Origin of the sequence: Oerskovia sp. NPDC056781 (genome assembly GCF_042789955.1) — a bacterium.
Taxonomy (GTDB): domain Bacteria; phylum Actinomycetota; class Actinomycetes; order Actinomycetales; family Cellulomonadaceae; genus Oerskovia; species Oerskovia rustica.
Map to the genome: position 1 here is coordinate 1 of NZ_JBHUAD010000007.1, position 23,891 is coordinate 23,891.

General features: G+C 68.6%; 17 protein-coding genes and 1 pseudogene. 10 read left to right on the forward strand and 8 right to left on the reverse strand.

Annotated elements, in window-relative coordinates; translation table 11 throughout:
* Together ACFRCR_RS01335 and ACFRCR_RS01340 are read left to right on the forward strand one after the other, a co-directional pair.
* Positions 1–314: pseudogene (locus tag ACFRCR_RS01335) on the forward strand (hypothetical protein); the annotation flags it as partial.
* A gap of 148 nt (positions 315–462) precedes the next feature.
* Entirely contained in the window at positions 463–690 is a 228-nt protein-coding gene (locus ACFRCR_RS01340; RefSeq protein WP_377674850.1) for a hypothetical protein, read from the forward strand.
* A gap of 56 nt (positions 691–746) precedes the next feature.
* On the opposite strand, the gene ACFRCR_RS01345 is transcribed toward ACFRCR_RS01340, so the two are convergent.
* Positions 747–2,675 (reverse strand): BTAD domain-containing putative transcriptional regulator, encoded by a 1,929-nt coding sequence (locus ACFRCR_RS01345; RefSeq protein WP_377674852.1) that lies wholly within the window; start codon positions 2,673–2,675, stop codon positions 747–749.
* Between the two features lie 101 nt (positions 2,676–2,776).
* Between ACFRCR_RS01345 and ACFRCR_RS01350 the strand changes: the two genes are divergently transcribed.
* Positions 2,777–3,655: an alpha/beta fold hydrolase gene (locus ACFRCR_RS01350; protein ID WP_377674853.1), complete on the forward strand. Its 879-nt coding sequence runs from the start codon at positions 2,777–2,779 to the stop codon at positions 3,653–3,655.
* An 84-nt stretch (positions 3,656–3,739) separates the two neighbouring features.
* Here the strand turns inward: ACFRCR_RS01350 and ACFRCR_RS01355 are convergent, their stop codons facing one another.
* The 3 genes from ACFRCR_RS01355 to ACFRCR_RS01365 form a co-directional block, all read right to left on the reverse strand.
* On the reverse strand, positions 3,740–7,363 hold the full coding sequence (locus tag ACFRCR_RS01355) for a beta strand repeat-containing protein (protein WP_377674855.1): 3,624 nt from the start codon (positions 7,361–7,363) through the stop codon (positions 3,740–3,742).
* Between the two features lie 183 nt (positions 7,364–7,546).
* The gene (locus tag ACFRCR_RS01360; protein ID WP_377674857.1) at positions 7,547–7,960 is read right to left on the reverse strand and encodes a cupin domain-containing protein; all 414 of its coding nucleotides are present in this window, start codon (positions 7,958–7,960) and stop codon (positions 7,547–7,549) included.
* Positions 7,960–8,892 carry a helix-turn-helix transcriptional regulator gene (locus tag ACFRCR_RS01365; protein WP_377674859.1) on the reverse strand — a complete coding sequence of 311 codons (933 nt, stop codon included), beginning with the start codon at positions 8,890–8,892 and terminating at the stop codon, positions 7,960–7,962. Before ACFRCR_RS01365 ends, ACFRCR_RS01360 begins: the two co-directional genes overlap by 1 nt.
* Before the next feature lie 219 nt (positions 8,893–9,111).
* On the opposite strand from ACFRCR_RS01365, the gene ACFRCR_RS01370 reads away from it, so the two are divergent.
* From ACFRCR_RS01370 to ACFRCR_RS01395, 6 genes are all read left to right on the forward strand, one after another.
* Complete coding sequence (locus ACFRCR_RS01370) at positions 9,112–10,011, forward strand: aldo/keto reductase (RefSeq protein ID WP_377674861.1); 900 nt, start codon at positions 9,112–9,114, stop codon at positions 10,009–10,011.
* A 50-nt stretch (positions 10,012–10,061) separates the two neighbouring features.
* Positions 10,062–11,078, forward strand: coding sequence for an aldo/keto reductase (locus ACFRCR_RS01375; RefSeq protein WP_377674863.1), 1,017 nt, complete (start codon positions 10,062–10,064; stop codon positions 11,076–11,078).
* 49 nt (positions 11,079–11,127) lie between these two features.
* Positions 11,128–12,177 (forward strand): zinc-binding dehydrogenase, encoded by a 1,050-nt coding sequence (locus tag ACFRCR_RS01380; RefSeq protein ID WP_377674865.1) that lies wholly within the window; start codon positions 11,128–11,130, stop codon positions 12,175–12,177.
* 73 nt (positions 12,178–12,250) lie between these two features.
* On the forward strand, positions 12,251–13,006 hold the full coding sequence (locus tag ACFRCR_RS01385; protein ID WP_377674867.1) for a carboxymuconolactone decarboxylase family protein: 756 nt from the start codon (positions 12,251–12,253) through the stop codon (positions 13,004–13,006).
* A gap of 69 nt (positions 13,007–13,075) precedes the next feature.
* On the forward strand, positions 13,076–13,594 hold the full coding sequence (locus ACFRCR_RS01390; protein ID WP_377674869.1) for a PadR family transcriptional regulator: 519 nt from the start codon (positions 13,076–13,078) through the stop codon (positions 13,592–13,594).
* Complete coding sequence (locus ACFRCR_RS01395) at positions 13,501–14,970, forward strand: DHA2 family efflux MFS transporter permease subunit (RefSeq protein WP_377674871.1); 1,470 nt, start codon at positions 13,501–13,503, stop codon at positions 14,968–14,970. The genes ACFRCR_RS01390 and ACFRCR_RS01395 overlap by 94 nt, the downstream gene beginning before the upstream one ends.
* 629 nt (positions 14,971–15,599) lie before the next feature.
* Here the strand turns inward: ACFRCR_RS01395 and ACFRCR_RS01400 are convergent.
* Positions 15,600–16,202, reverse strand: a complete 603-nt coding sequence (locus tag ACFRCR_RS01400) for a hypothetical protein (RefSeq protein ID WP_377674873.1) — start codon at positions 16,200–16,202, stop codon at positions 15,600–15,602.
* Positions 16,203–16,274: 72 nt separating this feature from the next.
* Between ACFRCR_RS01400 and ACFRCR_RS01405 the strand changes: the two genes are divergently transcribed.
* A complete protein-coding gene (locus ACFRCR_RS01405; RefSeq protein WP_377674875.1) occupies positions 16,275–17,633 on the forward strand; it encodes a hypothetical protein in 1,359 nt (452 codons plus the stop codon).
* A 134-nt stretch (positions 17,634–17,767) separates the two neighbouring features.
* Here ACFRCR_RS01405 and ACFRCR_RS01410 read toward each other — a convergent pair whose 3' ends face one another.
* The 3 genes from ACFRCR_RS01410 to ACFRCR_RS01420 all read right to left on the reverse strand — a co-directional run bounded on the left by ACFRCR_RS01410 (position 17,768) and on the right by ACFRCR_RS01420 (position 23,751).
* Positions 17,768–19,264 (reverse strand): hypothetical protein, encoded by a 1,497-nt coding sequence (locus tag ACFRCR_RS01410; protein WP_377674877.1) that lies wholly within the window; start codon positions 19,262–19,264, stop codon positions 17,768–17,770.
* 552 nt (positions 19,265–19,816) lie between these two features.
* Positions 19,817–22,282, reverse strand: a complete 2,466-nt coding sequence (locus tag ACFRCR_RS01415; RefSeq protein ID WP_377674879.1) for a DEAD/DEAH box helicase — start codon at positions 22,280–22,282, stop codon at positions 19,817–19,819.
* A gap of 206 nt (positions 22,283–22,488) precedes the next feature.
* Positions 22,489–23,751 (reverse strand): HEPN domain-containing protein, encoded by a 1,263-nt coding sequence (locus ACFRCR_RS01420; protein WP_377674881.1) that lies wholly within the window; start codon positions 23,749–23,751, stop codon positions 22,489–22,491.
* Positions 23,752–23,891: the final 140 nt, after the last annotated feature.

The window sequence follows — 23,891 nt, forward strand, 5'->3', positions numbered from 1 at the left end:
CCTCCAACCAAATCGCCGCCGTCGGGCACTGGGATTACTTCTCTCGACGTGCGGCACGGCTCGTGGCGGGCGCCCCACCATGCCGAGGCCGCACACTGTCAGAGGTGCGCAGCCCCGGCCGTCCCCGGGTCCTTCGCGGCCGCGGCCTGGTCCGCGAGACCGGCCACATCGTGCGGAGCCGCATCCACTCCGACCGGCGCATCGTCACCCTGCACTCCACCCCCGGGGTGCAGACGACCGCCGAAGCCTTCGAGGCCTTCCTGTCCGAGATGTGCACCACGTCCGAGGCCTACCTGCGGGACCTCCCCTCCTGACGCGTGCACGCAGGGCGCCTCGTCCGACGACGAACAGCACGCGTCGCCGGGCGCCACGGAAACCCACTACCGTGGGACGCCCGCTCTGCCCCGAGGCCGCTCCTGCGGGCAGGTGACCGAACCGACGATCGAGAGAGGGACCGTACGGATGTCCACGCCCAAGGAACGACCTTTCGTCGCACTGATCGGTGCGCTCCTGTTCCTGGCAGGGGCGGCCTTCACCGCCCTGTTCGCGGCGGCAGCGGTCTGGCTGCTCGTCACCGACGGCGACCCACCTGCGTGGGGCATCTTCGCGGTCACCGTCCCCGTCGGGGCCGTCGGCTTCTGGCTCGTCAGAATCAGCCGGGTCCCGCTCGGCGAGGTCCTCAACATCTGATCGCGGAGCGGGTCGCTCGCTGCGCCCCCCAGCGTCCTCCGTTCCACGGACCGACCCTACGAGAGGCGGTCGGCCACCCGGCCGAGCGTGAACATCCCCGTCGCACCGCCCGCGAGCTCGCCCCGCGCGGGCCCGAGCGCCTCGCGCGACCTCTCGGTCGCCTGCGGATGCCCGGCCAGCCTCGCCGCGTCCGCCACGAGGCTCCACAGCGCCTCGAGGAGAAGGCCCGCCGGAGGATCGGGGACGTCGTCCAGGAGCGTGGCCGCAGCGGCCGTCTCGCCCGCCCGGGCGTGACGGAGCGGCGCGAGCCACGGGTCGTAGGCACCCGCGAACAGGTCGTCGAGCCGCGTCTCGTCGCCGCGGACGCCGACGAGGGCGAGGGGCAGAAGTCCCTCGGCGACACCGGGCATGCCCGCGTCGTCGAGACGTGCAGCGGCCTCGCGGTAGCGGGCCTCTGCCGGGTGCTCATGTCGGGCGGCGGCCCGAGCGGCTGCGTTCCAGCGGGTGAAGACCCGGGCCAGGGGGCGCTCATGACGGTCCGCGAGTGCGTCGACCGCCGACGCGAGCGAGGCCGCCTCGCCGAGGTCGCCGAGCGCGGTGGCGGACTGCATGCGGACGAGGAGACCGTGGAGGTGGAACGTCGGCAGGTCGTTGCGTCGTGCGAGGTCGACGACCTCGGCCGCGAGCCCGTCGCGCTCGGCGGCGAGCCCAGGCCTGTGGCAGCACTGGACGACCGCGGCGCTCAGGGCGAAGCAGAGCAGCTCGGCGCTGCCGAGCTCGCGCGCGATCCGCACGGCCTCGACGGCAGACGCACGCCCCGTCCTCGTGCGCGTCCCGCGGAGCTCGACGGCCACGACGGCGTGGAGGCGCGCACGCGCGGTCAGCGCCTCCGGACCGAGCTCCTCGAGGGCACGCAGGGCCGCTGCGGCGACGGCGGCCGACGCGCCCTCGTCGTCGGACCGCGGCCAGATGCTCGGGACGTCGAACCCGCCGATGACGCGCGCCGCGAGGGCGGGATCGCCGAGCCCGTCCACGGCGTCGACGATCTCGGAGCGCTGCTCGCGCGCCTCCACGAGACCGGTGCTGCCCGACACCGCCAGGGTGCGGAGCAGGCCCACCGTGGACTCGAGGCGCAGGCGGGAGTGGGCGTCGGTGATGCGTGCCGAGGCCTCGGCGACACGAGCGAACGGGTCCACGTCCTCTCGTGGCCGTTCATGGCGGAGGATGCTCGTCCGCAACCCGTCGAGCTCGCGCGACGGCTCGAGCCCCAGGGCGGCGAGACGTCCCCTGACGGCGTCGATCGCCTCGAGGGCCTCGGCCGCCCGTCCGGAGTCGTCGAGAGCGCGGGCGAGCACCAGCGACGCCCGCTCACGAAGAGGTGAGCGTGCGAGGAGCGAGCGCAGGGTCGGCACGGCCTCGTCGGGTCGGCCGAGGGCGAGGAGAGCCGCAGCGCGACGTTCGACCGCATCGTCGCGCAGCCCGGTGAGGAGCTCGCGCTCCTCGACGGCCCAGGTCGCGTCGCCCGCCTCCGGGTAGGGCGTGCCGCGCCACAGCCCGAGCGCGGCAGCGAGCGAGCGCTCCGCCTCGCGGGGCGTGAGGCCTGCCGCGCGACCGGTGGCCCGTTCGAACCTGCGGCTGTCGATCACGTCGTCGGGGAGCAGGAGCGCGTAGCCGTCGCCCGCCGTGGTGAGGATGCGCGCGGGCCGACGCGGCGGCCGATCCGGTTCGAGCGCGAGCCGCAGGTCGCCGACGAACGTGCGGATCGCTCCGGTCGCGCCCGACGGCGGGTCCTCGCCCCACAGCGAGAGCGACAGGTCGGCGACGGAGACCGGGCGCCCACGGGCGACGACGAGCCGACCGAGCAACGCCCTGTGCCGCGGGCCTCGGAGGGCGAGCGACGTGCCGTCGGCAAGGGTCCCGTCCGTCGGACCGAGAACGCGAAGAGCCACGGTGCGCGGCGGTTCGGCGTGTGGCGGACGGCGCATCCGTCCACCGTACGCGCACGCAGCGTGCTGATCCGTTGCTGATCGAGAGACACGAGGCTGGAGGGACCGGACGACCTGAAGACCGAACGAAAGGAGTCGTCATGACTCTGTCCATCCCAGGATTCGCGACCCGACGACTGCGCGGAGCCGGAGACGTCACCCTGAACGTCGCCGTCGGCGGGAGCGGCTCCCCGCTCGTGCTGCTGCACGGCTTCCCGGAGACGCACCTGATGTGGCGTCACGTCGCAGCCGAGCTCGCCTCCGACCACACCGTGATCTGCCCCGACCTGCGCGGCTACGGAGCCAGCGACAAGCCGGCGGAGGCGGACGAGCACACCTACTCGAAGCGCACGATGGCCGCCGACGTCGTCGCGGTCACCCGCGCGCTCGGCTTCGAGCAGTTCGCGCTCGCCGGCCACGACCGCGGCGCCCTCGTCGCGATCCGGGCCGGCCTCGACCACCCCGACGCCGTCACCCACCTCGCGTCGCTCGACGTGCTGCCCACGCTCGACATGTGGGACGTCCTGCGTGGCGCGGACGCCAAGGTCGCCTGGCACCTCTACCTCATGGCACAACCAGCGGGCATCCCCGAGCCGATGATCGCCGGGGCCGCCGACGCGTTCTTCGCCTCGTTCCTCGACGGCTGGACCTCGGCCCCGGAAGCGATCCCCGCCGAGTACCGGGCCGAGTACCTCCGCGCGTCCAGGGAGGCGATCCCGTCGATCGTGGCCGACTACCGCGCGTCGGCGGGGATCGACGTCGAGCACGACCGCGAGGACCAGGTGGCCGGCGTGCGGCTGACGATGCCGACGCTCGTGATCCAGCAGGACTGGGGCGCCGAGCTCGGCTACGACGCGCAGGCCCTCTGGTCCGCCTGGTCGGACGACCTCGTCCACAAGACCCTCGATGCGGGGCACTTCATGGCCGAGGAGTCGCCCGAGCGCATCACCGCCGAGCTGCGCGAGCTGCTGATGCGTTGAAGCGACCCCCCTCGGGCGCGACCGCTGGCCCGGTGCCGGTGCCGGTGTCCTGCCGCTGCACTTCGGCGGCCGACATCTGCCTCGTCAACGCCGGGCGTGCCTCACGACCCGGCGTCTGCGGGCAAGGGTGGCTGCGGCCGAGCCACTGAGGACGAGGGCGCACGCGAGCGCTGCCAGGGGGCCGACGTCCGCACCGGTCGCCGGGAGGTGCCGGGCGGCCGTGGGGGACCCCGCCGTGGTGGACGGCGCCACGACGGGGCCAGGTGCCGGCAAGGGTCCTGGCGTCGGTGCCGGTGTCGGTTCCGGCTCCGGCTCCGGCTCCGGCTCCGGCGGGACCACCGCTGCGGCGACGGTCCACACGCCCTCGGTGTCGTTGTTGGTGGGGCTGGCGCCCGTGTCCGTGTCGAGCGTCGGTACGACCAGAGGGTTGGCGATCTCGGCGATGACGTCGGCGAACCCGTCGCCGTCCAGGTCGGTCGCGTCGGGTTCGCCGAGCGGGGCGACGTAGGCCACGTTCTTCATGGTCGTGTCGGTGTCCACGACGGCGGTGATGCGCACGACCACGGTCAGGACCGGGCCGTCGGCACCCACGGGCAGCTCTGCATCGGCGGTCGCGACCAGGCCGGCGAAGGAGTAGCCGCTCCCCGTGAAGGAGACCAGCTCGACGCCGTCGGGCAAGAGCTGGGTGACGGTCCACCCGGCCGGGGCCGTCAGCAGCCCGTCGTTGTGCGGGGCGAGGGTCCAGGTGACCTCGTCGCCCGTGGCGAACGTGCCGGCTGGGGCGTCCGCGAGCACCTCCGTGATCGTCAGGTCGATGCAGTTGCGCGGGTAGAGCGCCGGCGCGGCGGCGACCTGCTCGACGCGCGCTCCCCCGCCCGCGTACACCTCGACGCCGTCCAGGTTCCCGGTCGCCCTGCACGGCGAGCCCCAGTCGTTCGGGTCGCCCTGGTCCCTGGCATCCACGGCGACCAGCGCCCCGGCGATGTCGCTCTCGTGGTCCGCGGTGGTGTCCGTGTCGTCACCGACGATGGCGTTGCCGAACGTCCGGATCGCCGTCGAGTCGGCGGGGAAGACGTTGCCGACGACCTGTGCGGTGTCGGTCATCGCACGCCAGGCGGAGGAGGTGCTGCCGAGCGGCGGCGGGTCCACGAGCGGGAGGACTGCTTCCGCCAGCGCTTCGGGACCGGGACCGGTCTCCGGCTCGGGCTCCGGCTCCGGCAGCGGGGTCGGCCCGGGGACGCCCACCTCTCCGAAGTCCTCACCGTCGAGCGAACCGACCTGGACGAACGGGCCGGTCCCGGTGAAGTCGTTGCCCACCACGCTCAGCCCCGAGGACGAGTGCGAGCCGGTCTCGCCGAGGTTGGCGTAGTACGGCACGACGCGGACCGCGGCCCCGAACGCCGGGCTGGTGGCCGTGAACGCGATGTCGTTGTCGCGGACCGTGACGTCGTGCGCGGGGGTGATCTGCACGACGTAGGTGTTGGTACCGGTCACGACGTTGCGCTCGAAGGTGAAGCCGCGGAACCCGAGCGGCAGGTAGACGCCGGTGACGTTGTCCGCGAAGACGTTGTCCGCGAAGACGACGTCCCGGCTGATCTGCGTCAGGTCCTCGGTGCTCGACTCGGTCGGGTTGATCGTCAGGTTGGCGATGCCGACGTTGCCCGCGAAGGTGCTGTCGCGCAGCTCGAGACCGGTGGCCGACTCGGAGTAGATGCCGTACCAGGTCTCGTCCGACACCGTGAGGCGGGTCAGGATCGCGTCGTACGTCATGTCCAGGTAGACACCGGTCGAGCCACCGGTGATCGTCGCGTCCGTGACGGTGACGCCCTCCGAGAAGTAGGTCCGAACGCCGTTGGTCCCGTTCTGGTAGGACGTGCCGGCATGTCCCGTGATCGTGATCGTGTCGATGCTCAGGTCGCTGACGTAGCGCCCGTAGACACCACTGCCCGTGGCGTCGATCGTGGCGTTCGTGATGCTCGCGCCACCGTTGTTGTTCAGGGAGATGCCGTTGCCTCCCGAGATGACGGCGTCGGCGATGCTGGCGCCGGGGATGTCCTTGCGGAACGTGCCGTCGGTACGCGACATGATGCCCGTGACGAACGCGTCGGTGACCGGCCGCACCACGGTCGCACCCTGGGAGACCGACAGGTCGATGCCGACGGAGCTGCCGAACATCGTGCCGGTCACGTGGACGTCGGTCAGGACCGCGCCGGCGGTCGAGCCGATGGACACACCGGCGTCGATCGCGCCCGTCACCGTCACGTCGGTGGCGATCATCCCGACCCCCGTCGTCGTACCGAGCGTGCGCACCCCGTAGCCGAAGTCCGTCACGACGATCCTCGAGACCACGGCTCCGGTCGAGCCGGCCAGGTCGAGCCCGACGCTGTTACGGATGCCGTTGCCGGTCAAGGTCGTGTCCTCGATGCGCGCACCGGTCGTCGCTCCGGTCATGATCCCGAAGGTCGCCGCGACGCCGACGGGCGTCGTCGTGATGGTCGAGCCGGTGATGACGGGGCCCGCACCGGTGGTCGTGACCGCGGTGCTCACCCCCACCGGATACCCGGTCAGGCTAGCGGTGGTGATCACGACACCTGTCGACGCCTGGAGATCGATCGCCGCGACGGTCCGGTTCGCGATGGCCGTCCCGGCGATGGTCACGCGTGTGAAGGTGGCCCCTGTGGTGGCGCCGGTGTTGACGGCGTTGGCGGTCGCCCCGGTCACCGTCACGTCGGTCATCTGCACACCCGCCCCGGTCTGGGCGGGGGTCTGGGCGTAGGCACGGGCGGCGCCGGTGATGGTCGAGCCGCTGACGGTGACCCCGGTGGCGCTGGCGGCGTTGATCGCGTTGACCACGCCCGTCGCGGCGGTCACGGTGAGCCCGGTGATCGTGACCCCCGTGGTCCCCGTGAGGTTGATGCCCGTGACCGAGTTCAGCGCCGCAGGGTTGGTGATCGTCAGTCCCGTCAGCGCTGCACCCGTCCCGGTCACGGTGACGACCGACCGGTTGGCCAGGTTCGGCGAGAGGGTCAGGTTGGTGGTCGTCAGTCCTCCCCCGGTGACGGACCACAGGGCGACGATCTGCGACGGCGTCGCCGAGGTCACGGTGACGTTGCGCGGGACGGTGAGCGTGCCCGTGAAGGTGAAGGTGCCCTCGACGACGTGCACGGTGTCCCCGGCCGCCGCCGCGTTCAGTGCCGCCTGGAGGGTGACCAGCGTCGGAGGCTGGGTGTCGCCGCCGACCCAGGCGATGGCGACGCTGTTGGCGGGGTTGACCACGATCGGATCGGCGAGAACGACGGCTTCGTCCGGCTCGGCCGACACCGCCTCGGCCTCGGACGCGGGCCCGGGCTCGGAGATGCGCGCGGCGGGTCCGAGCTTCGTCACGCTCTCGGGCGCCTGCGTGCCCGAGGGTTCCGCGATGCTCCCCGGGACGGGTTGCTGCGTGTCCCTGGGCTGGGGCGCAGGCGCATCGACAGCGGCGGCCGGTTCGGGTGCCGGTGTGCTCGCGTCCGTCCCGAGCCCTGCGGGATCCGTGGGGCCCGGGGTTCCGACGGCAGGCTGCTCCGTCGCCCCGTCCGCCGGGGCGACGTCGTCGACGGCCCACGCGCCCGAGCCCGAGAGCGTGGAAGCGGCGACCAGGGCCAGGACGACGAGTCCTCGCCCCAGGCGTGACCGACCCTCGTGAACGCTCAGCCTGACGTTGGACATCTCTGACCCACCCGCTCGTCGACCAGCACCGGTTCGAGGCCCCCCGTACGACGGAACCCGACGTCTTCACGTCACCGTATCGACGGGCAGCGGGGAACGCGAGACGAGTCCCTCAGCGGGCGACCGGTCACGCCACGTCGGCGTGCAGCGCAGATCGCAGTGCGGTCAACGGCCGCGGGAGGGTCACCGCCCAGTTCGTCGGGCGGCGTACTCCGTGTCGGTGACGTGCTCGAGCCAGGTCGTGCTCCGGACCGGGTCGTCGGCGCCCTCCGAGATCGCGAGGTGCTCCATGAACGAGTCAGGGGCAGCGCCGTGCCAGTGCTGCTCATCCGCAGGGCAGTACACCGTCTCGCCGGGCAGAGCCTGCACGACCACGCCGTCACGGGTACCGACCAGCGCGACACCGGACGTGACGTGGAGGAACTGACCGCGGGCGTGGACGTGCCAGGCGGTGCGTGCACCAGGGGCGAAGCGAACGCGCCCGACGACGGTGCGTTGGTCACCGTCCTGCGGGCTGACGACCATGTCGAGCCAGACGTCCCCGGTGAACTGCGCGGGCGGGTTCCTCGTCGTGGGGGTCTGCGGCAGGACACGCATCAGCGTTCTTCTCCTCGAGACGTGGACGTGGACGTGGAGCGGGCGGGGCGCTCCTCGTGCTCGCGGGTCGCGGCCCAGGACGCGAGGAGCTTGAGCCCGTCGTCCGACGGGGACCCGGGGACCGCGGTGTACACGTTGAGCTGCAACCCGTCGTCCGCGGGCAGGACCAGCGCCTCGTAGTCGAGCTCGAGCCTGCCGACGGCCGGGTGATGGAAGACCTTGGTGCCCGTGCGGTGGAGCCGCACGTCGTGCGACGCCCACAGTCGACGAAAGTCCTCGCTGCGTGTCGACAGCTCGCCGACGAGCGCCGTGAGCGCGGTGTCGTACGGGTTCTTGCCCGCCTCGGCACGCAGGATCGCGACCGCGTCGTGCGCGATGCGGTCGTACCGGTCCCCCCAGAACGCCTGGGCCGCCTCCGGGTCGAGGAACTGGAACCGGGCACTGTTGACCGGCCTCTTCGCGATCCGCTCGGGCGACTCGTAGATGGGCGCGTACAGGGCCCGGCCCAGCATGTTCGCCCCGAGCACGTCGAGCCGACCGTTCCGTACGAACGCCGGCGCGCCGTCCATCGCGTCCAGGATCCGCTGCACCGCCGGGCGCAGGACGGGGGCCGAGGTGCGCCTGGCGCGTGATCGGGCAGCCCCGGACTGGTTCGCCGAGCGGGCGAGGTCGAACAGGTGGTGGTGCTCGGCCTCGTCGAGCTGCAGCGCCTGGGACAGCGCCTCGAGGACCTCCTCGGACACGCCGCCCAGGTTCCCGCGCTCGAGGCGCGTGTAGTAGTCGACGCTGACCCCCGCGAGCATCGCGACCTCCTCACGGCGCAGGCCCGGTACACGTCGGTTGCCGCCATAGGCGGGCAGGCCGGCGCGCTCGGGGGTGATGCGCGCCCGCCGACTGGTGAGGAACTCGCGGGTCTCGGCCTTCAGGTCCATGCCTTCGACGGTACGGCCGACGCCCTGCTTCTGGGAGGTTCTGCCGGTACCCGGAACACCCAGGACTCCCCGCCCGCTCGCGAGAGCGTCGGCGCGGTCCTCCTCGGCGCCGCACCGCTGGCCGCCGTCCTCCTCGTCCTCCCCCGCGCCCCAGGCTCTCCTGAGCGGGGTACCAGCAGAACCTGCCTCATCCGGCGGACACCTCCTAGCGTGAAAGGCATGACGACGAACCCGATCCCCACTCTTTCGCTGAACGACGGCACGAAGATGCCTGCCCTCGGGTACGGCGTCTTCCAGACGCCCCCACAGGAGACCGTCGACGTGGTCACCGAGGCGCTGCGTACCGGCTACCGGCACGTCGACACCGCCGCCGCCTACGGCAACGAGCGCGAGGTGGGCCGCGCGATCGCCGGATCCGGCCTCGAGCGTGACGAGATCTTCGTCGAGACGAAGGTCTGGATCAGCGACTACGGCTACGACGCGACGCTGCACGCGTTCGACAAGTCCGCCGGCAAGCTCGGGATCGAGACCATCGACCTGCTGATCCTGCACCAGGCGCTGCCGAGCCGGTTCGACCTGACGATCGAGGCCTACAAGGCACTGGAGACGCTGCTCGCCGACGGCAAGGTCCGGGCGATCGGCGTCAGCAACTTCATGCCCGACCACCTGACGTCCCTGCTCGAGGCCACCACCGTGGTCCCGGCCGTCAACCAGATCGAGGTCCACCCCTACTTCCAGCAGAAGGACCTCCAGGAGCTGCACGCCGAGCACGACATCCTCACCCAGGCGTGGTCGCCGATCGGCGGCATCACGTTCTACCCCGGCTACGGCGAGGAGCGTCGTAGCACCCTCGCGGACCCGACGATCGGCCAGATCGCCGCCGCGCACGACAGGACGCCCGCGCAGGTGATGCTGCGCTGGCACCTGCAGCAGGGCCGCTCCGCGATCCCCAAGTCCGTCACCCCCGCGCGCATCGCGGAGAACTTCGCCGTCACGGACTTCGAGCTCACGGGCGACGAGCTGGCCGCGATCGACGCCCTGGACACGGGCGTCCGCGGCGGTCCCGACCCCGCGGCCGTCACGCTCGAGACCTTCGGCCGCGAGATCCCCGAAGCCTGAGCACCAGCAGCCGCAGCACCACCGAGCCTCACCGCACGAAGGAGCCAACCATGCAGTACCGCCCGCTCGGACGCACCGGCGTCCGGGTCAGCCCCCTGACCCTCGGTGCCATGATGTTCGGCCCGTGGGGCAACGACGACCGCCAGGACGCGACCCGCATCATCCACCGCGCGCTCGATGCCGGCATCAACGTCATCGACACCGCTGACGTGTACTCCACCGGGGTCTCGGAGGAGATCGTCGGCGACGCGATTGCCGGGCGCCGGGACGAGGTCTTTCTCGCGACCAAGTTCTTCATGCCGATGGACGACGACCCGAACCACCGGGGCGGATCGCGCCGGTGGATCGTGCGCGAGGTCGAGAGCTCCCTGCGGCGGCTGAAGACCGACCACATCGACCTGTACCAGGTGCACCGGCCCGACCCCGGCACGGACGTGACCGAGACCCTCGGCGCCCTGACCGACCTGGTCCGCCAGGGCAAGGTCCGCTACATCGGCTCGTCCTCGTACTCCGGGTCGCAGATCGTCGAGGCCCAGTGGGCGGCCCGGGAGCGGCACCTCGAGCGCTTCGTCACCGAGCAGCCGCCGTACTCGATCCTCGTCCGCGGCATCGAGGAGGACGTCCTGCCCGTCGTGCAGCGCCACGGCATGGGGACCTTGACGTACAGCCCCCTGAGCGGTGGGTGGCTGTCGGGCCGGTGGCGCAAGGGCGCCGCGTCCGCCCCGACGTCGAGCGCGCGGCCCGGTGCCCGTTTCGACATGAGCAGCCCGGCCAACCAGCGCAAGCTCGACGTCGTGGAGGAGCTCGCCCTGCTCGCCGAGCAGGCGGGCATGTCGCTCGTCGAGATGTCGATCGCCTGGGCGATCCGTCATCCGGGGGTCACGTCCGCGATCGTCGGCCCTCGCACGACGGAGCAGCTCGAGTCGTACCTGCCTGCCCTGGACGTCACGCTCGGCGACGACGTCCTCGACAGGATCGACGAGCTCGTCGCCCCGGGGGTCACGGTCAACCCCGACGACGACAGCTACGGCGCGCACGAGCTGACTCCCGCGGCGCGGCGCCGCTGAACCACCGCTTTCCCTGAACCATCCCCGCACCACCGAGAGGCACCACCTCATGCGAGCAACACTCATGTACGGCGCCGGAGACGTCCGCATCGAGACCGTCCCCGACCCCGTCCTCCAGCAGCCCACCGACGCCGTCGTGCGCGTCGTGCGGGCCTGCGTCTGCGGGTCGGACCTGCACCCCTACCACTCCATGCGCGGCTCGACCCAGGGCAACCCGATGGGCCACGAGCTCATCGGAGTCGTCGAGGAGACCGGCAGCGCCGTGACGAACGTCAAGAAGGGCGACTTCGTCATCGCCCCGTTCGCGTTCTCCGACAACACCTGCGTGTTCTGCCGTGAGGGATTCCAGACCTCCTGCGTGCACGGTGGATGGTACGGCTCCCGCGAGACCGGTGGTCTCCAGGCCGAGCTCGCCCGCATCCCGCTGGCCGACGGCAGCCTCGTCGTCGTCCCCGACGTCGATCCGGCGACCGCCGACGAGGGACTGCTGAACTCCTTGCTCACCCTGTCCGACGTGTACCTGACCGGCTACCACGCAGCGCACATGGCACAGGTCCGGCCCGGCCAGATCGTCACCGTGATCGGCGACGGCGCTGTCGGGCTGTCCGCCGTGCTCGCCGCCAAGCAGCTCGGCGCGGAGCGGATCATCCTCATGGGCCGCCACGCCGCGCGCACCGACCTCGGGCGCGAGTTCGGCGCGACCGACGTCGTCGCGGAGCGTGGCGCCGAGGGCATCGGCAAGGTCATGGACCTCACCGGAGGCGAAGGCTCGCACGCCGTGCTCGAAGCCGTGGGCCACATGCCCGCCTACGAGCAGGCCTACGGCGTCGTGCGCCCCGGCGGGATCATCTCCCGCGTCGGCGTCCCCCAGTACGAGGACGCCCCCGTCGGGTTCGGGTCCCTGTTCGGGAAGAACGCACGCCTCGCCGGCGGCCCAGCCCCGGTCCGGGCATACCAGGAGGCCGCGATCACCCAGGTCCTCGCCGGGGAGATCGACCCGGGCAGGGTGTTCGACGCGACCCTGCCGCTCGAGGACGTCGCCGAGGCCTACCGCCTCATGGACTCCCGCGAGTCCCTCAAGGTCGCGCTGCGGCCTTGACCACCGAGGGTGGGCGTCCCGGCGCCCACCCTCCTCCACCTCTGTGTCCCCGACCCCGCCCCGAGGAGTGGTCATGGCTCCCACGCCGACCGCACGCGCCCACCACGACGAGCTGTTCCCCGACCACGTCTCGACGCTCGCCCGGACCGACCCCGAGCTCGTCGAGTCCTTCGACAACTTCGCGTTCGACGAGGTGCAGCGCGATGCTCCCCTGCCGGCGCGCACCAGGCTCATGGTCAAGCTCGCCGCGCTCATCGCCTGCGGTGCCGTGCACGAGTTCCGCGCGATGGCGGGCGCCGCGCTGACCGTCGGCGTCACGCCGGTCGAGGTCAAGGAGGTCGTCTACCAGGCGGTGCCGTACGTCGGCATGGGCCGCGTGCTCGACTTCCTGCACGCGACGAACACGCTCCTGACCGACCGCGGTGTGAGCCTGCCGCTGCCCGGCCAGTCGACGACGACGCCGGGCACCCGCACGGAGGCCGGGCTCGCGGTACAGAAGCAGATCGTCGGCGCGGACGCCGTCGACGCGATGTACGCGAACGCACCGGAGGACGAGCAGCACATCCAGCGGTACCTGTCCGCGAACTGCTTCGGCGACCACTACACCCGCGGCGGGGTCGACGTGCCCACCCGCGAGCTGCTCACCCTCGCCATGCTGATCGCCCTCGGGGGTGCGGACCCCCAGGTCGCCGGCCACGTCCGCGCCAACCTCAACGTCGGGAACGACCGCACCACTCTGCTGGCCGTCATCACCCAGCTGCTGCCCTACGTGGGCTACCCGCGCACCCTCAACGCGCTCAGCGCGCTGGACGACCACGCCCCCGCCTGAGCAGGCCAGGCACCGCCGCACGAGCAGCTCGTGCGCATCGTCCAGGCTAACCTAGGTTAGCCTGGACGTATGACGATCAAGATCTACGCCCTGAGCGTCCTGCGGAACGGCCCGGCCCACGGCTACGAGCTCAAGAGCCGGATACGGCGCCCGTCGATCGCGCCGGTCAACAACAACTCGCTCTACCCGGCCCTCAAGCAGCTGGAGCGCGACGGCGCGGTGACCAAGTCTGTCGAGCAGCAGGAAGGGCGCCCGGCGCGCAACGTCTACGCCATCACCGAGACTGGCCGCGGCATGCTTCACGACCTCGTGTCCACCTTGCCGCGCGAGCTGGCGAGCGACGACGAGGAGTTCTTGCTCCGCGTCAGCTTCTTCGACGAGCTCCCGGTACCGTCGCGCCTCGGCGTCCTGGGAGTGCGACGGCAGATCGTCGAGAACGCGCTCGCTCAGGTACAGGGCCTCCTGGCCGAGGCCCCGCGGGACCCGGCCCTGCCATGGCGACGCCGTGCACAGGAACAGCTCGTCGATCGCCTCTCCCAGGAGCTGCGCTGGCTCGACGACCTGCGCAACGAAGCGGAACGGTCGTGACCGTCGACGGCGCGGACACACGCCCCGGTGCCACGAGGATCGGCCGAGCCGCACGCTACGGACTGCTCATCGGCCCTTCCCTCAGCATGCTCGACTCGAGCATCGTCAACGTCGCTGTCCCGGACATCGCCCAAGACCTCCGCGCCGGGCTCGACACGGTCCACTGGGTCGTCTCCGGCTATCTGCTGTCCCTCGCCGTAGGGCTGGCACTGACCGCGTACGCCTCACGCCGCTTCGGCACGATGCGCGTCTACCTGGTCAGCATGGCGCTGTTCGTCGCCACCTCCGCCGTGTGCGCCGTGGCCCCGAGCATCGAGCTGCTCGTCACCGCTCGGGTCGTGCAGGGCTTTGTCGGTGCTCCCCTGGTCCCGCTGGCATTGAGCATCCTGATGGGCAAGGACGGCCTGAGCGGTGGCAAGGTCCCCATCTCGGCCGCCGTGGTGCTGTTCCTTGCTCCCGCCCTCGGACCGTCGCTCGGAGGCCTTCTGATCGGCGCCGGAGGGTGGCGGTGGGTCTTCCTGGTCAACGTACCGGTGGGCGCGGCCGGACTGCTGCTCGCATCGCGCCTGCGCCACCTCGGAACGCGGGCCAGGGCAGAGGCCCGGTTCGACGCGATCGGGTTCCTCGTGCTGTCGGCCGGCCTGGTGACCACGCTCCTCGGGGCCACGCGCGGCTCCGCCAGTGGATGGGGCAGTCCCGCACCGCTGACGCTGGTCGTCGCAGGGATCGGGCTGCTCGCCGCGTACGTCAGAACCGCGTCCCGGCGCAAGGACCCGCCGGTACGCCTCGACGTCGTCCGTAGCAGTCAGTCGCTCCTCGCGCTGGTGCTCCAGGTGCTCGCCTCGATCATCGCCTTCGGAACCGTGTTCCTGATACCGGTGTTCACCCAGCAGGTGCAAGGACACACCGCTCTTGCCACGGGGCTCGCCCTGATCCCCCAGGGCATCGTCATGGGCCTGGGAACTGCGCTGGGTCAGCGCATCTCGGCACACATCCCACTGCGAACCCTGGTGACGCTCGGGTTCATCGCGCTCGCCGTGTCAAGTGGCGTGATGCTGCTGCTCACGCACGACACACCGTTATGGGTCACCGCGATCATGCTGTGCGGCCGCGCCCTCGCTGCGGGATTCGTCACGACGCCGCTGCTCGCCGCTTTCCTTGCGCCACTCGGCGAGAGCGACCTTGCCGACGGCAACACCCTGTACAACATCACCCAGCGGCTCGGCGGTGCGGTCGGAGTAGGCATCCTCGGCTCGATGGTCGCGACAGGCGCAGACAGCGGTGCGGCACTCGCCGCGTTCCACCAGGTGGGAGCGGTGCTCGTAGCGCTCGCACTCGCAGCGGCCGTCCTGGCCCGGTCGTTGCCCCGCGGATGAACTCGTCGAAGCAGATCATCACCTTGGGAGACCGTGGACGCCCTCAGGCAGCGGGTGCCTGTGGCGTTCGCTATCGATGAGACCCAGCCGCGACATCGGGGACCTCAGCCGGCCCGTACGTGCGCCAGCACTACCTTCAGAGGCTCCGATGATGGCGGTAAGAGACAGATGATGGAGGAAGGTACAAAGTAGGCCGCACGTCGACAACATGTCGACGTGCAACGCAGACTGCGCGGACACGCCGCTGTACCCTGCGCGATCCCGGGCGTGTCGAGCAAGCTGCGAAAAGTAGGTTGCACGCACTAGTGGTCTGTGGACGGAGCGCTGCACCTTCTCCTGAAACCACTCGACTCCGCCAAGGATGACGCTAACGGGCCGCCGTGGATGCCACGACCTCAGCAGCGGCCCGAGGGCTGCCCGAATCGGTTCCAGATCCCTACTTCCAGTTGTGCATCTCGAAGCCCTTGCATGGCCCCAGGTCCGCGTCGCAGTTGAGAAGGCCCTGCTCAGCGGCGACGCGAACGTGAGGGCGATCACCGATCTCTCCGAGGTCTTTCCACATTTCAACGATGCGCGCTTGCGGGTACCGAGGCCGTGCCACGAACGACACCTCCGAGCGACGGTGCCGTTCAGATTTCGTCCGGAGCGGCACAGATTTCGCAGGACGCGAGGTGGTTCTCGTCGAGCATTCCGGCGGCCCTGAGCAGATCGCGAGCCAGGTAGCGAACCGCCACAGCGACCGTCCTGGATGGTGCCTCGTAGACGACCTCTACCACCTCGTTGTTCTCATCGCGCTCGATCACGACCACGTGCACCAGGTGGCCCTCGAGACCACCCCCGCTCGATGCCGCGACCCGGATCCCCTCCGCTTCGAGCTCCAATGGCTTGCCCCCACGCCGTCTGCCCATGCGCTGCTTATCGCCGGTACCCCTGACGTAGTCTTCGTAGTGTTCGAACCTGTCGCGGAGGTCCTTGAGGCCGGGGTTCCCCTCGTTGAAGCGCTGCACGATCTCGCTGTCCTTTCCAACGGCCAACTCGGCCCCGCGCACGACGTTGCGCACGGCATCGATAAGGACCATCGTCATCGCATCGCGGCGCCCGATCGCCGTTGCAGGCGACTCGACCATGGAGATGGACTCGATGGTCTCGTACGTCTCGGACGCGGCTGCGGCCCACGTGTGGGCCCATCTGACGAGGCGTCGGTCGACCTCCTGAACAGTCTTCTCTGGCATAGCGGAATTGTCGCAGAGCCAGCAGTGGCGTTCGGCACCGTCGCAGACCGTCTCGCAGCTAGGGTTTGGCGGATGGGATCCTGGTGGAGTGTCGACGTTGGCGGGCAGGCCGCCCCGGTGTGGGGGAAGAACCACGTACCCGACGAGCTGATGCTCCTCTTCACTGACGAGGACCGCTATCTCGATCCTGCGAAGCTCAGAGCATTCGCCGAGGACGAGAACCAGACCGCCGACACACCTGCGCCCGTTGGGCCGCCCTTGCCATGGCAAATCGGCCTGATGGTCTACTCAGCGCCCGCCGGGGTCTTGCGAAAGCGCCTGGAACTCCAAGGATTCTCCTCCAACTGGGTCCGCCAACTGAGCACAGCGTTCTTCGACGATTCGGAGGATGAGCGCCAACCGCCAACCCTATGGCAGGAGGGCGCAGCGATGTATCCGAATGGTGCCGCAATTACCGCCGCGTTGACAACCCGCTCTGGCCGAGCCGCCGGCTGGGGTTCCCACCTCGATCCACGAGAACACCCTGAGGCATGCTTCCTCAATAGCCGATGGGAGGAGTTGCGAGGAGCTTTCGACGACCCGAGGTTTGCGCTGGCGCTCTCACTATGCCGGACACGCGCCTCGACGGAGGTCAAACTCGATCTCACTGATCTCGTGATGGGAGGCTGGATCACGACCAACGAGCACCCGCATCGCGCGGCGCGCCTACGGATGTCCGCCGCAGTGGCTGCCGACGGAGACATCATCGTCGTCACCGAGGGATCAAGTGATGCGCGTCGCCTTCATCGATCCCTGGAGATCGCCGCGCCGGAGGTGGCCCACCTCTTCACGTTCCTCGACATCGACCTGCGTTCCCCGGGCGGAACCGACCGCGTCGTGTCCCTCACCAAGGGCATGGCCGCAGCGGGCGTCATGAACCGCATCATCGCAGTCCTAGACAACGACACAGCGGGTCGCGAGGCCGCCGCACAACTCTCCAAGCTCAACCTGCCAGGGCAGATCGTGATCGTCTGCCTCCCAAAGGTGCCCTATGGAACCAGGTATCCGACTCTAGGCCCGTCAGGACCCGGCACCGAGGACGTGAACGGCCGTGCTGTCTCGATGGAGTTCATGTTCGGCGAGGATGTCCTCCGCAACGCCGAGGGCGAGTTGTACCCCGTGCGCTGGCATGCCTTCAATGAGAAGGTGGGCGACTACCAGGGCCGCCTGGACAGTGCCGACAAGGCACGCACTGGCAAGCGGATCGACGCGGCGCTATCCGCCGAAACCAGCGACGGCATGCACGTCCAAGTCAGGACTGGGTGCACCCGGCTGGCGAATGCGCTCATCGATGCCGCCAGTCCGTCGCATCGGATCCCGGCCTCAGAGGGCTCGGATCTTACTGAGATGTGGAGGCACGATCCCTTCAGCGCCATCCGCATCATCCCCTGAGCACTACGCCGCAGCCTTAGCGGCGAACTGTCCATGCGCTCCCGCTTGGCTTGAGCGCTCGACCGGCAAGTACGTGCCTCGGTGTAGGGCGGACCAGCGCGGCCATCTACGTCATACCCAGCTCGCCTCCAGACTCAGCTCATCTCTTGTACTGGAGCCTCAGGGGCATCGGCGGCGTTCGTTCCGACGAAGTCGGATACCCCTAGGTCAGTCATCTGCTGCGCCCAGATGTAGTTGAACTGCTCGTCGACGGCGCGTGAGGTTGCCTGGTCGGGCATCAGGTCCAAGTCGGTGAATGCGTCGGCTAGAACGCTGGCGATCACCTCCGAGACCTCCGAGGCTGATTCCGCGACCTCAATGGCTGTGAGCATTGCGACAAACTCGAGCGCCGCCCCGCGGGCGGTAAAGGCGGCCACGTCAGGGTCGGCGTCACGTTGAAAGTGAGTCAACAACGTACGAGCACCCGACCACCGACTGTTCGCCTTGACGTGCGCAAACTCCCCTAAGGCCCTATTCAGCGGGGTCAACCGACGCCAGCCGGCGGCTTCGATCCAGTCGCGTGGCGTCGTCTCCGCCCTTGCCTCCAAGCGGGCCGCCTTCGCCGGCTTCGTGCGCCAGGTTCGACTCCGTGCGGCCTGCTCGAGCACGCAGCGGAGGATTGCCATGGCCCGGTCGTCGTCCTCAAGCCACATCCAGTATGCCGAGCGTATGCCACTACCCATCACAGCCAGGGCTGCCCTGTGTTCGGCAATCGGTACCCACCCGCCGACGACGGCGGCTGCCTCACTGAGCACACTCCAACGCATCGTACGGACGGACAGCGTGCGGTCGTCGAACGCCTCGCCGAAGTGCTCACGTTCGGCATCGAGCCCGCGCAGGGCGGTCTTGATACTGCGAACCCGATGCCAGGCGAACGCCGCGGTCGCCATCTCGTCGTCGCGGAAGAGCCGGCCCGCCGGTCGCCTTCCGCGTAGTACCGCCTCAAAAGAGTCGCCCATCTCGAACGCCACTGCCATATGTGCACTCTCCAGCCCCTCGGAGGGTTGCAGCGGCGCCAGCAACACCATCGGAGGCGCAACCAGCCTAGGCGACGGTGCGGCCGCAGGGCCGGGTGGCAGTCTCAGGGCCGGATCCTGGTCGTTGGCTGGCGGCTCGGCGCGGGAGAACCGGTCGAGCGGCATATCGAGCAGGGCGACAGTCATGAGGTCACCACGTTCGAAGGCCAGCGCTAGCGCTGCCAGCCGGATCTGCCGAAGACTGAGACTGAGCGCATCTGCGATTACCCCGACAGCGATCGCCACCTCATCGGGCGGGTCGGCACCGTCCAGAAGTCCGTGCGACTCCCAACCAACTGCGTCGAGCAGCATCCGACCATGCATGAGCTCACTCATTGCCCCGTACAGGACCGCCGGGCAAATTTCTGTCCCATCGGTGAGCTTGACGTGCTCGTGCTGCGACGCGGGCTCGTCCGCCGAGGTGACGTCGTCCTCGGTGAAGGCTGGTACTAGCCCAGTCCCTCCCTCGAACCAGTGTTCCGAGAAGTGATCGGGATGGCTCCATACCCGAGCTACAAAGTCTAGAGTCGATTCTCCAGGCTCTTGACTTATGCCCGCATTGTGGGCGCGGTGCATCAGCCATCGTTCCATTTGATTGCGCGCAATCGCCGCGGCTCCGACAAACTGCCCGCACAACATTAGCCGGACTGCCGCGACCGCACTATCGACCCCCCATGCGAGATGGTCTGGCCAGTCGCCAGTGTAGTCCGCAGGAGCGCGTCCGGGATCCGCGCCATAGCGACGCAAGACCGTGTCGAGCGGAGTGATCGGTCCGAGACACTCGAGCATTTCGCACCGGATTTCGTCCGGGACACGTTGAATAGTTTCCATGCGCTTGGTGTACCGAGCGATCAGGGTAGTGATCAGGCGATCAGTCCCAGATGCGCAGACCTGCTCGTAGGACTCGACGGTGGCGAGAACGCGTTGCCCCCGCTTGTTCGCCAGCTTCGCACGCCGTTTGACATCCCGCGGTCGCGCCACAACCTGCCTGCGTCCACGACGCAACCTGCTGCCCTTGCCCATCGAAACTCCCAATCCGTAGGCTAACTGTGCGCCCGTCTCTCCTACCCGGCGGACTCGCGCGCGGACTTCGGCCGATCCGCCCAGGACGGCTCTCGTTCGGCTCAACTAGTCATCAAGCGGTACGACTCGATCGCACTTGAGTAGGACTGCCCACTGGCTGGGAAGCGCGCCTTGTGCTTTCAGGACGTCGTAGGCGATGTCTGCGGTAAGACCTGCACCCATCGCACGAACTTGTCGCCATGCGGCAACGAGACGATCGAAGACATCCACGACGGTAGTAGGGCGGGTGCGGTACAGATGAGATTCTGCGACAGCTACCGCCGAAGGATGCACACGTGCCTGTGGTGTCAGGATCAGGCCGTAGGACGAGCGCGGAGCCGTCGCGGAGTAGTTGGTCTGCATGTAGCGAAGATGCGACCCGGCCTGGCGCGTATCGATAACGCTGAGTTCCCCCCCGGGCTCCGCCTCGCTCTTAGCTTCCCACGAGATCCACTGCAGATCGCCGAATCGCCACATAGCGTCAGGGGCCGCATGGGCTCCTCCATTGCCGTCGCTGACAGCTCCGGCCAGAGTGCCCATGTAGACGAGAGCTTCTTCGTAGGGCTGAGCGTCGCGACCCAATAGGCCGGACCGGGCCTGGGTGATGTCCTGCTCGAAGCGGGCGTTGCGGCCGATACTAGGGATGTTCGCGAGGATTTGGCCGCCAACGTATTCGTCAAGGTCGTCCTTCGCTGCTGCGCCCTCCGCGACATCAGGGTCATCGGTGGGCGCCACGAGGTGGTCCAGCCACGTGGTACCCCGCCCAGCGGCGCGCGCCTTGTTCAAGTAGTCGCGCACCGTCGCTGCCGGAGTCTGGGGAAGTTGGGTTACCCAGCTCGCAAGGATGTAGTGCCACAGAGCTGCGTACCGTTGAACGTCGCGACCACCGCTGAGCGCATCGATGACACTACGGCCGGAGTTGACGGCGCGTTCCCAGTCCCCCTGCCAAGCGGCGGCCCAGGCCTGAACCTCGTGTGGCGCTGCTGCGGCGAGCGCTTCGGTACCAGGTGGTGTGCCGACCTCAACTCCACTGCGCTTCTCGATGATCCCCCGATTGGCGTCCTGCCAGTTGGCGGTCTGGGCGAAGAACTCGCCGAGGTCGCCGCGCAGTTCCGCCCCTGAGTTTGCCTGGCTCTCTTCAAACCCCCACTCGAGCTCGGCCTGGAGCTCGGGATGCAAGGCTGCCGCAACCTCACGCTTGCCGACATAGTTGATGAGTTCGTCGCCGAGAAGCACGACGGCGGCATAGTCCTTGACGTTGCGCGTTGCGCGACCAGCGCCCTGAGCGAACCGGGCGCGCATACGCTCGCGCAGGACCTCGATCGCACCGAGCGAGTCATGCAGGAACCGCTCCTGCAGGTCGCCCCGGGCGGGAAGCCCGGCAAGGACCACTAGGCGGCAATCATCATCGGGCAAATCGATCCCGTCATACCTGTTCGCCAGGACAAGAGCGGCCTTGGGCTGAACGGTGAAGACCGCAAGGTCGTCCTCGACGTCGTCTGCTCGCAGGACGCTCGCCCCGTCAGGAACGAGTCGGGTGACCAGGTCTTTCGCGTGATGCTCCGAAGTGGCCAAGATGAGCCCACGGCCGGTCGAATCCGCGAGGTCGCGTACCCAAGCGTCAATTTCCTGTGGCTCGCGCAAGTCAGTTGTCAGGGCAGGCAGCACGAAGAAGCGGCGTCCGCTACCTTGCCGGTCCCACCCTCGTGGGACCGGGATGCGATGGATCGCCCGGCGCCCGAACGCCCTTTCGAGTTCCCCCCCATGACCCAAGGTCGCCGACATGTACAACCGCTGGCGGGGACCAGCGAACGCGGGGAGGGTCGAGGTTGGTGGGATCAACGGTCGGATGAGGATGGAGCGGTGCGACGCGTAGATGAGAGCGCGTCCAATGTGGCCCTGCGTGTTCGTCAGCGCATAGGGCAGGTTGTCCGGCCCGGTCTTGCTGGCGACAGCGGCCTGCAGGACTTCTTCAAGAGCCGCCCCCTGCGCGGCGACTCCGTTGGGTGAGATCAAGTAGGTCAGGGCCCTTTGGCGTGGATCCGGGTCCTCAGCACGCAGCCGGTCGACGACGAGCGGATCCAGAGCGTCGGCCAGAGTGGTGATGATCTCGTGGTAGAGCGGCAGAGCGCGTTCCACGCTGACTGCCCATGGGTTGATTACGGCCTGTTCGGCGGCGTGTGCGTCGTCGAAGACCAACAACTGTGCATCGTTGATGGCCGGGTTGCTGTTGAACACGTGAGAGTACACGGTCACCGCGACAGCTTCGGCACGGGTGTAGAGAGCGCGGTCTGCACCTGACCAGTCAGCGACGCGCCCTACCAGCAACACGTTCGGGATGCCATACTCCCGAAGCCGCGTAGCCGTCTGACGGGCCAGTTGACGCGTCGGACAGGCGATGGCGACGCGTTCACGGTGAGCCCTACGCCGGAAGTCGGCGATCAGTCCCCCGACGAGCGTCTTGCCGGCCCCGGTAGGCAACTCGATTGCAATGTCCGTCGCGTCCTGGCGCCGGTGCCAATCGCCGAGCACTTGGCCTTGGTGCACCCAGAGTGCGGGCGGCCCAGCGTTCGTCTCCGCAAGTTCACGATACAGAGCCTCGGGATCCTCGGGCGGTGGCGTAGTGGCAGTTCTGGTCGGGAATGGCACGTGCTCAAGATGGCGCAAGCCGACCCGTCTGCATAGAGCATCCGCCCAATTTCACCCCCAAGCGATGTGACGCCCTCTCCAAGGTTGACTCACAGACGCCTTCCGAGGTTCGCGTCCAGAACTTCCCGTGTGACGCCGAGCTCGACCGCCAACCAACACCTCATCAGCGTGAGGCCCTGCCTAGATCGTTCGTACGCCTCGATTGGATCTGTCATTGGGTTATCGGCATGCTTCACACCCTTGTACGCCTTGTTGAAGGCCGTACACCATTCCTTGGATGATGCCTCGCCGACAATCGCTGTGGGTGCGTATCCGATCGCCCGGAACACTACCTCGAGCAGTCCCTCAAAGGTCGTGGGAGGCTTCTCGCTGCGACTCTTGGCAATGGCTGCACCGAGTGCCTCAAGCGCCACTGCTACCTGGAGTAGACGCGACTCGACCGGCAGGTCCGTGTGGAACAGGGGAGTCACACCGATCCAAGTCGGTCGAGACCACAGACTCTGGCCAGTAAGCCAGGATGCTAGCTTGTCGGGATCCGTGTCATCGAGGTAGAAGAGCGGCAGATCCTTGTCCGAAATGCCCTCAGTGCCACGTGCGGAGCGCCCGAATGTCGGCTCATACGCGTCGCGCCAGAAGCGGCGTTCGTCCTTCGGTTCGATCTCTTGGTCATCCTCTCGCATCACGGCGTCAAGTCGCGCGAGACACGGTTTGCCGTACACCAAACACATAAGGTCCTGGATCATCCGATGCGTACTGGTGTGAGCCCCCCAATCAATCGCCTCGAGACTTCGGGTTCGCACCTCAAGCGCGGTGGATATCGCGTACACGCCGCCTTCTGGTTGCGGACTGTGCGTGTAGGAGGTTGTTAGTTCGAGACCGAGCGGACCGCCAAGACAAATAGCCTCCAAGTTCCTCGCGCGTATTGTTAGCCCATCAACGCGGCCGCCGTCGAACGTAATCTCCTGGGTCACGGGCGTCCGACGGGCCCACCTAGCAAGGCCATCGACAATCGATGACATCCCATGGATGGTTGAGTAGTCGGTGTGCTTGGCGCCGGTTCCTACGGCCCTGTAGTAGCGGATTCGTTGCTCCGAGTGTCCAAGCGTGGAAGCAGATGAGCCAAGGCTGCGCCCCTCAAGAAGGGTGAGCCAGCCATGGCCAGATCGGAGAACAACTGGGTCCGGAAAACTCTCGTTGCTGTTCAGCGCAAGAGCATCGAACAGGCCGATCGCCCTCGGCCACACGAGCTCGGCTCCGTGTTCATCAAGCCGCACAACGACGACCTCATCTTCGCCGGACTCGCCGTCGCTCGTGTGCGTGACAAACTGCGCGCCGGTGCGGAGTTTCGACATCAGGCGAACAGCCCCAGCGTACGCGTTCGCATGTCGCGGAGCATGACGTTAGGTGAACGTGTTCGCGCCCAAGAGGATCGCTCATCAGTGTCAGACATAGTTCCCCGAGTCTAGAACAATCTGAGGCAGTCAGGACTGCA

Bases quoted from the DNA above. Each gene is read 5' to 3' on its own strand.
- ACFRCR_RS01340 (WP_377674850.1), top strand. From the start codon at position 463: ATGTCCACGCCCAAGGAACGACCTTTCGTCGCACTGATCGGTGCGCTC.
- ACFRCR_RS01345 (WP_377674852.1), bottom strand. From the start codon at position 2,675: ATGCGCCGTCCGCCACACGCCGAACCGCCGCGCACCGTGGCTCTTCGC.
- ACFRCR_RS01350 (WP_377674853.1), top strand. From the start codon at position 2,777: ATGACTCTGTCCATCCCAGGATTCGCGACCCGACGACTGCGCGGAGCC.
- ACFRCR_RS01355 (WP_377674855.1), bottom strand. From the start codon at position 7,363: ATGTCCAACGTCAGGCTGAGCGTTCACGAGGGTCGGTCACGCCTGGGG.
- ACFRCR_RS01360 (WP_377674857.1), bottom strand. From the start codon at position 7,960: ATGCGTGTCCTGCCGCAGACCCCCACGACGAGGAACCCGCCCGCGCAG.
- ACFRCR_RS01365 (WP_377674859.1), bottom strand. From the start codon at position 8,892: ATGGACCTGAAGGCCGAGACCCGCGAGTTCCTCACCAGTCGGCGGGCG.
- ACFRCR_RS01370 (WP_377674861.1), top strand. From the start codon at position 9,112: ATGACGACGAACCCGATCCCCACTCTTTCGCTGAACGACGGCACGAAG.
- ACFRCR_RS01375 (WP_377674863.1), top strand. From the start codon at position 10,062: ATGCAGTACCGCCCGCTCGGACGCACCGGCGTCCGGGTCAGCCCCCTG.
- ACFRCR_RS01380 (WP_377674865.1), top strand. From the start codon at position 11,128: ATGCGAGCAACACTCATGTACGGCGCCGGAGACGTCCGCATCGAGACC.
- ACFRCR_RS01385 (WP_377674867.1), top strand. From the start codon at position 12,251: ATGGCTCCCACGCCGACCGCACGCGCCCACCACGACGAGCTGTTCCCC.
- ACFRCR_RS01390 (WP_377674869.1), top strand. From the start codon at position 13,076: ATGACGATCAAGATCTACGCCCTGAGCGTCCTGCGGAACGGCCCGGCC.
- ACFRCR_RS01395 (WP_377674871.1), top strand. From the start codon at position 13,501: ATGGCGACGCCGTGCACAGGAACAGCTCGTCGATCGCCTCTCCCAGGA.
- ACFRCR_RS01400 (WP_377674873.1), bottom strand. From the start codon at position 16,202: ATGCCAGAGAAGACTGTTCAGGAGGTCGACCGACGCCTCGTCAGATGG.
- ACFRCR_RS01405 (WP_377674875.1), top strand. From the start codon at position 16,275: ATGGGATCCTGGTGGAGTGTCGACGTTGGCGGGCAGGCCGCCCCGGTG.
- ACFRCR_RS01410 (WP_377674877.1), bottom strand. From the start codon at position 19,264: ATGCACCGCGCCCACAATGCGGGCATAAGTCAAGAGCCTGGAGAATCG.
- ACFRCR_RS01420 (WP_377674881.1), bottom strand. From the start codon at position 23,751: ATGTCGAAACTCCGCACCGGCGCGCAGTTTGTCACGCACACGAGCGAC.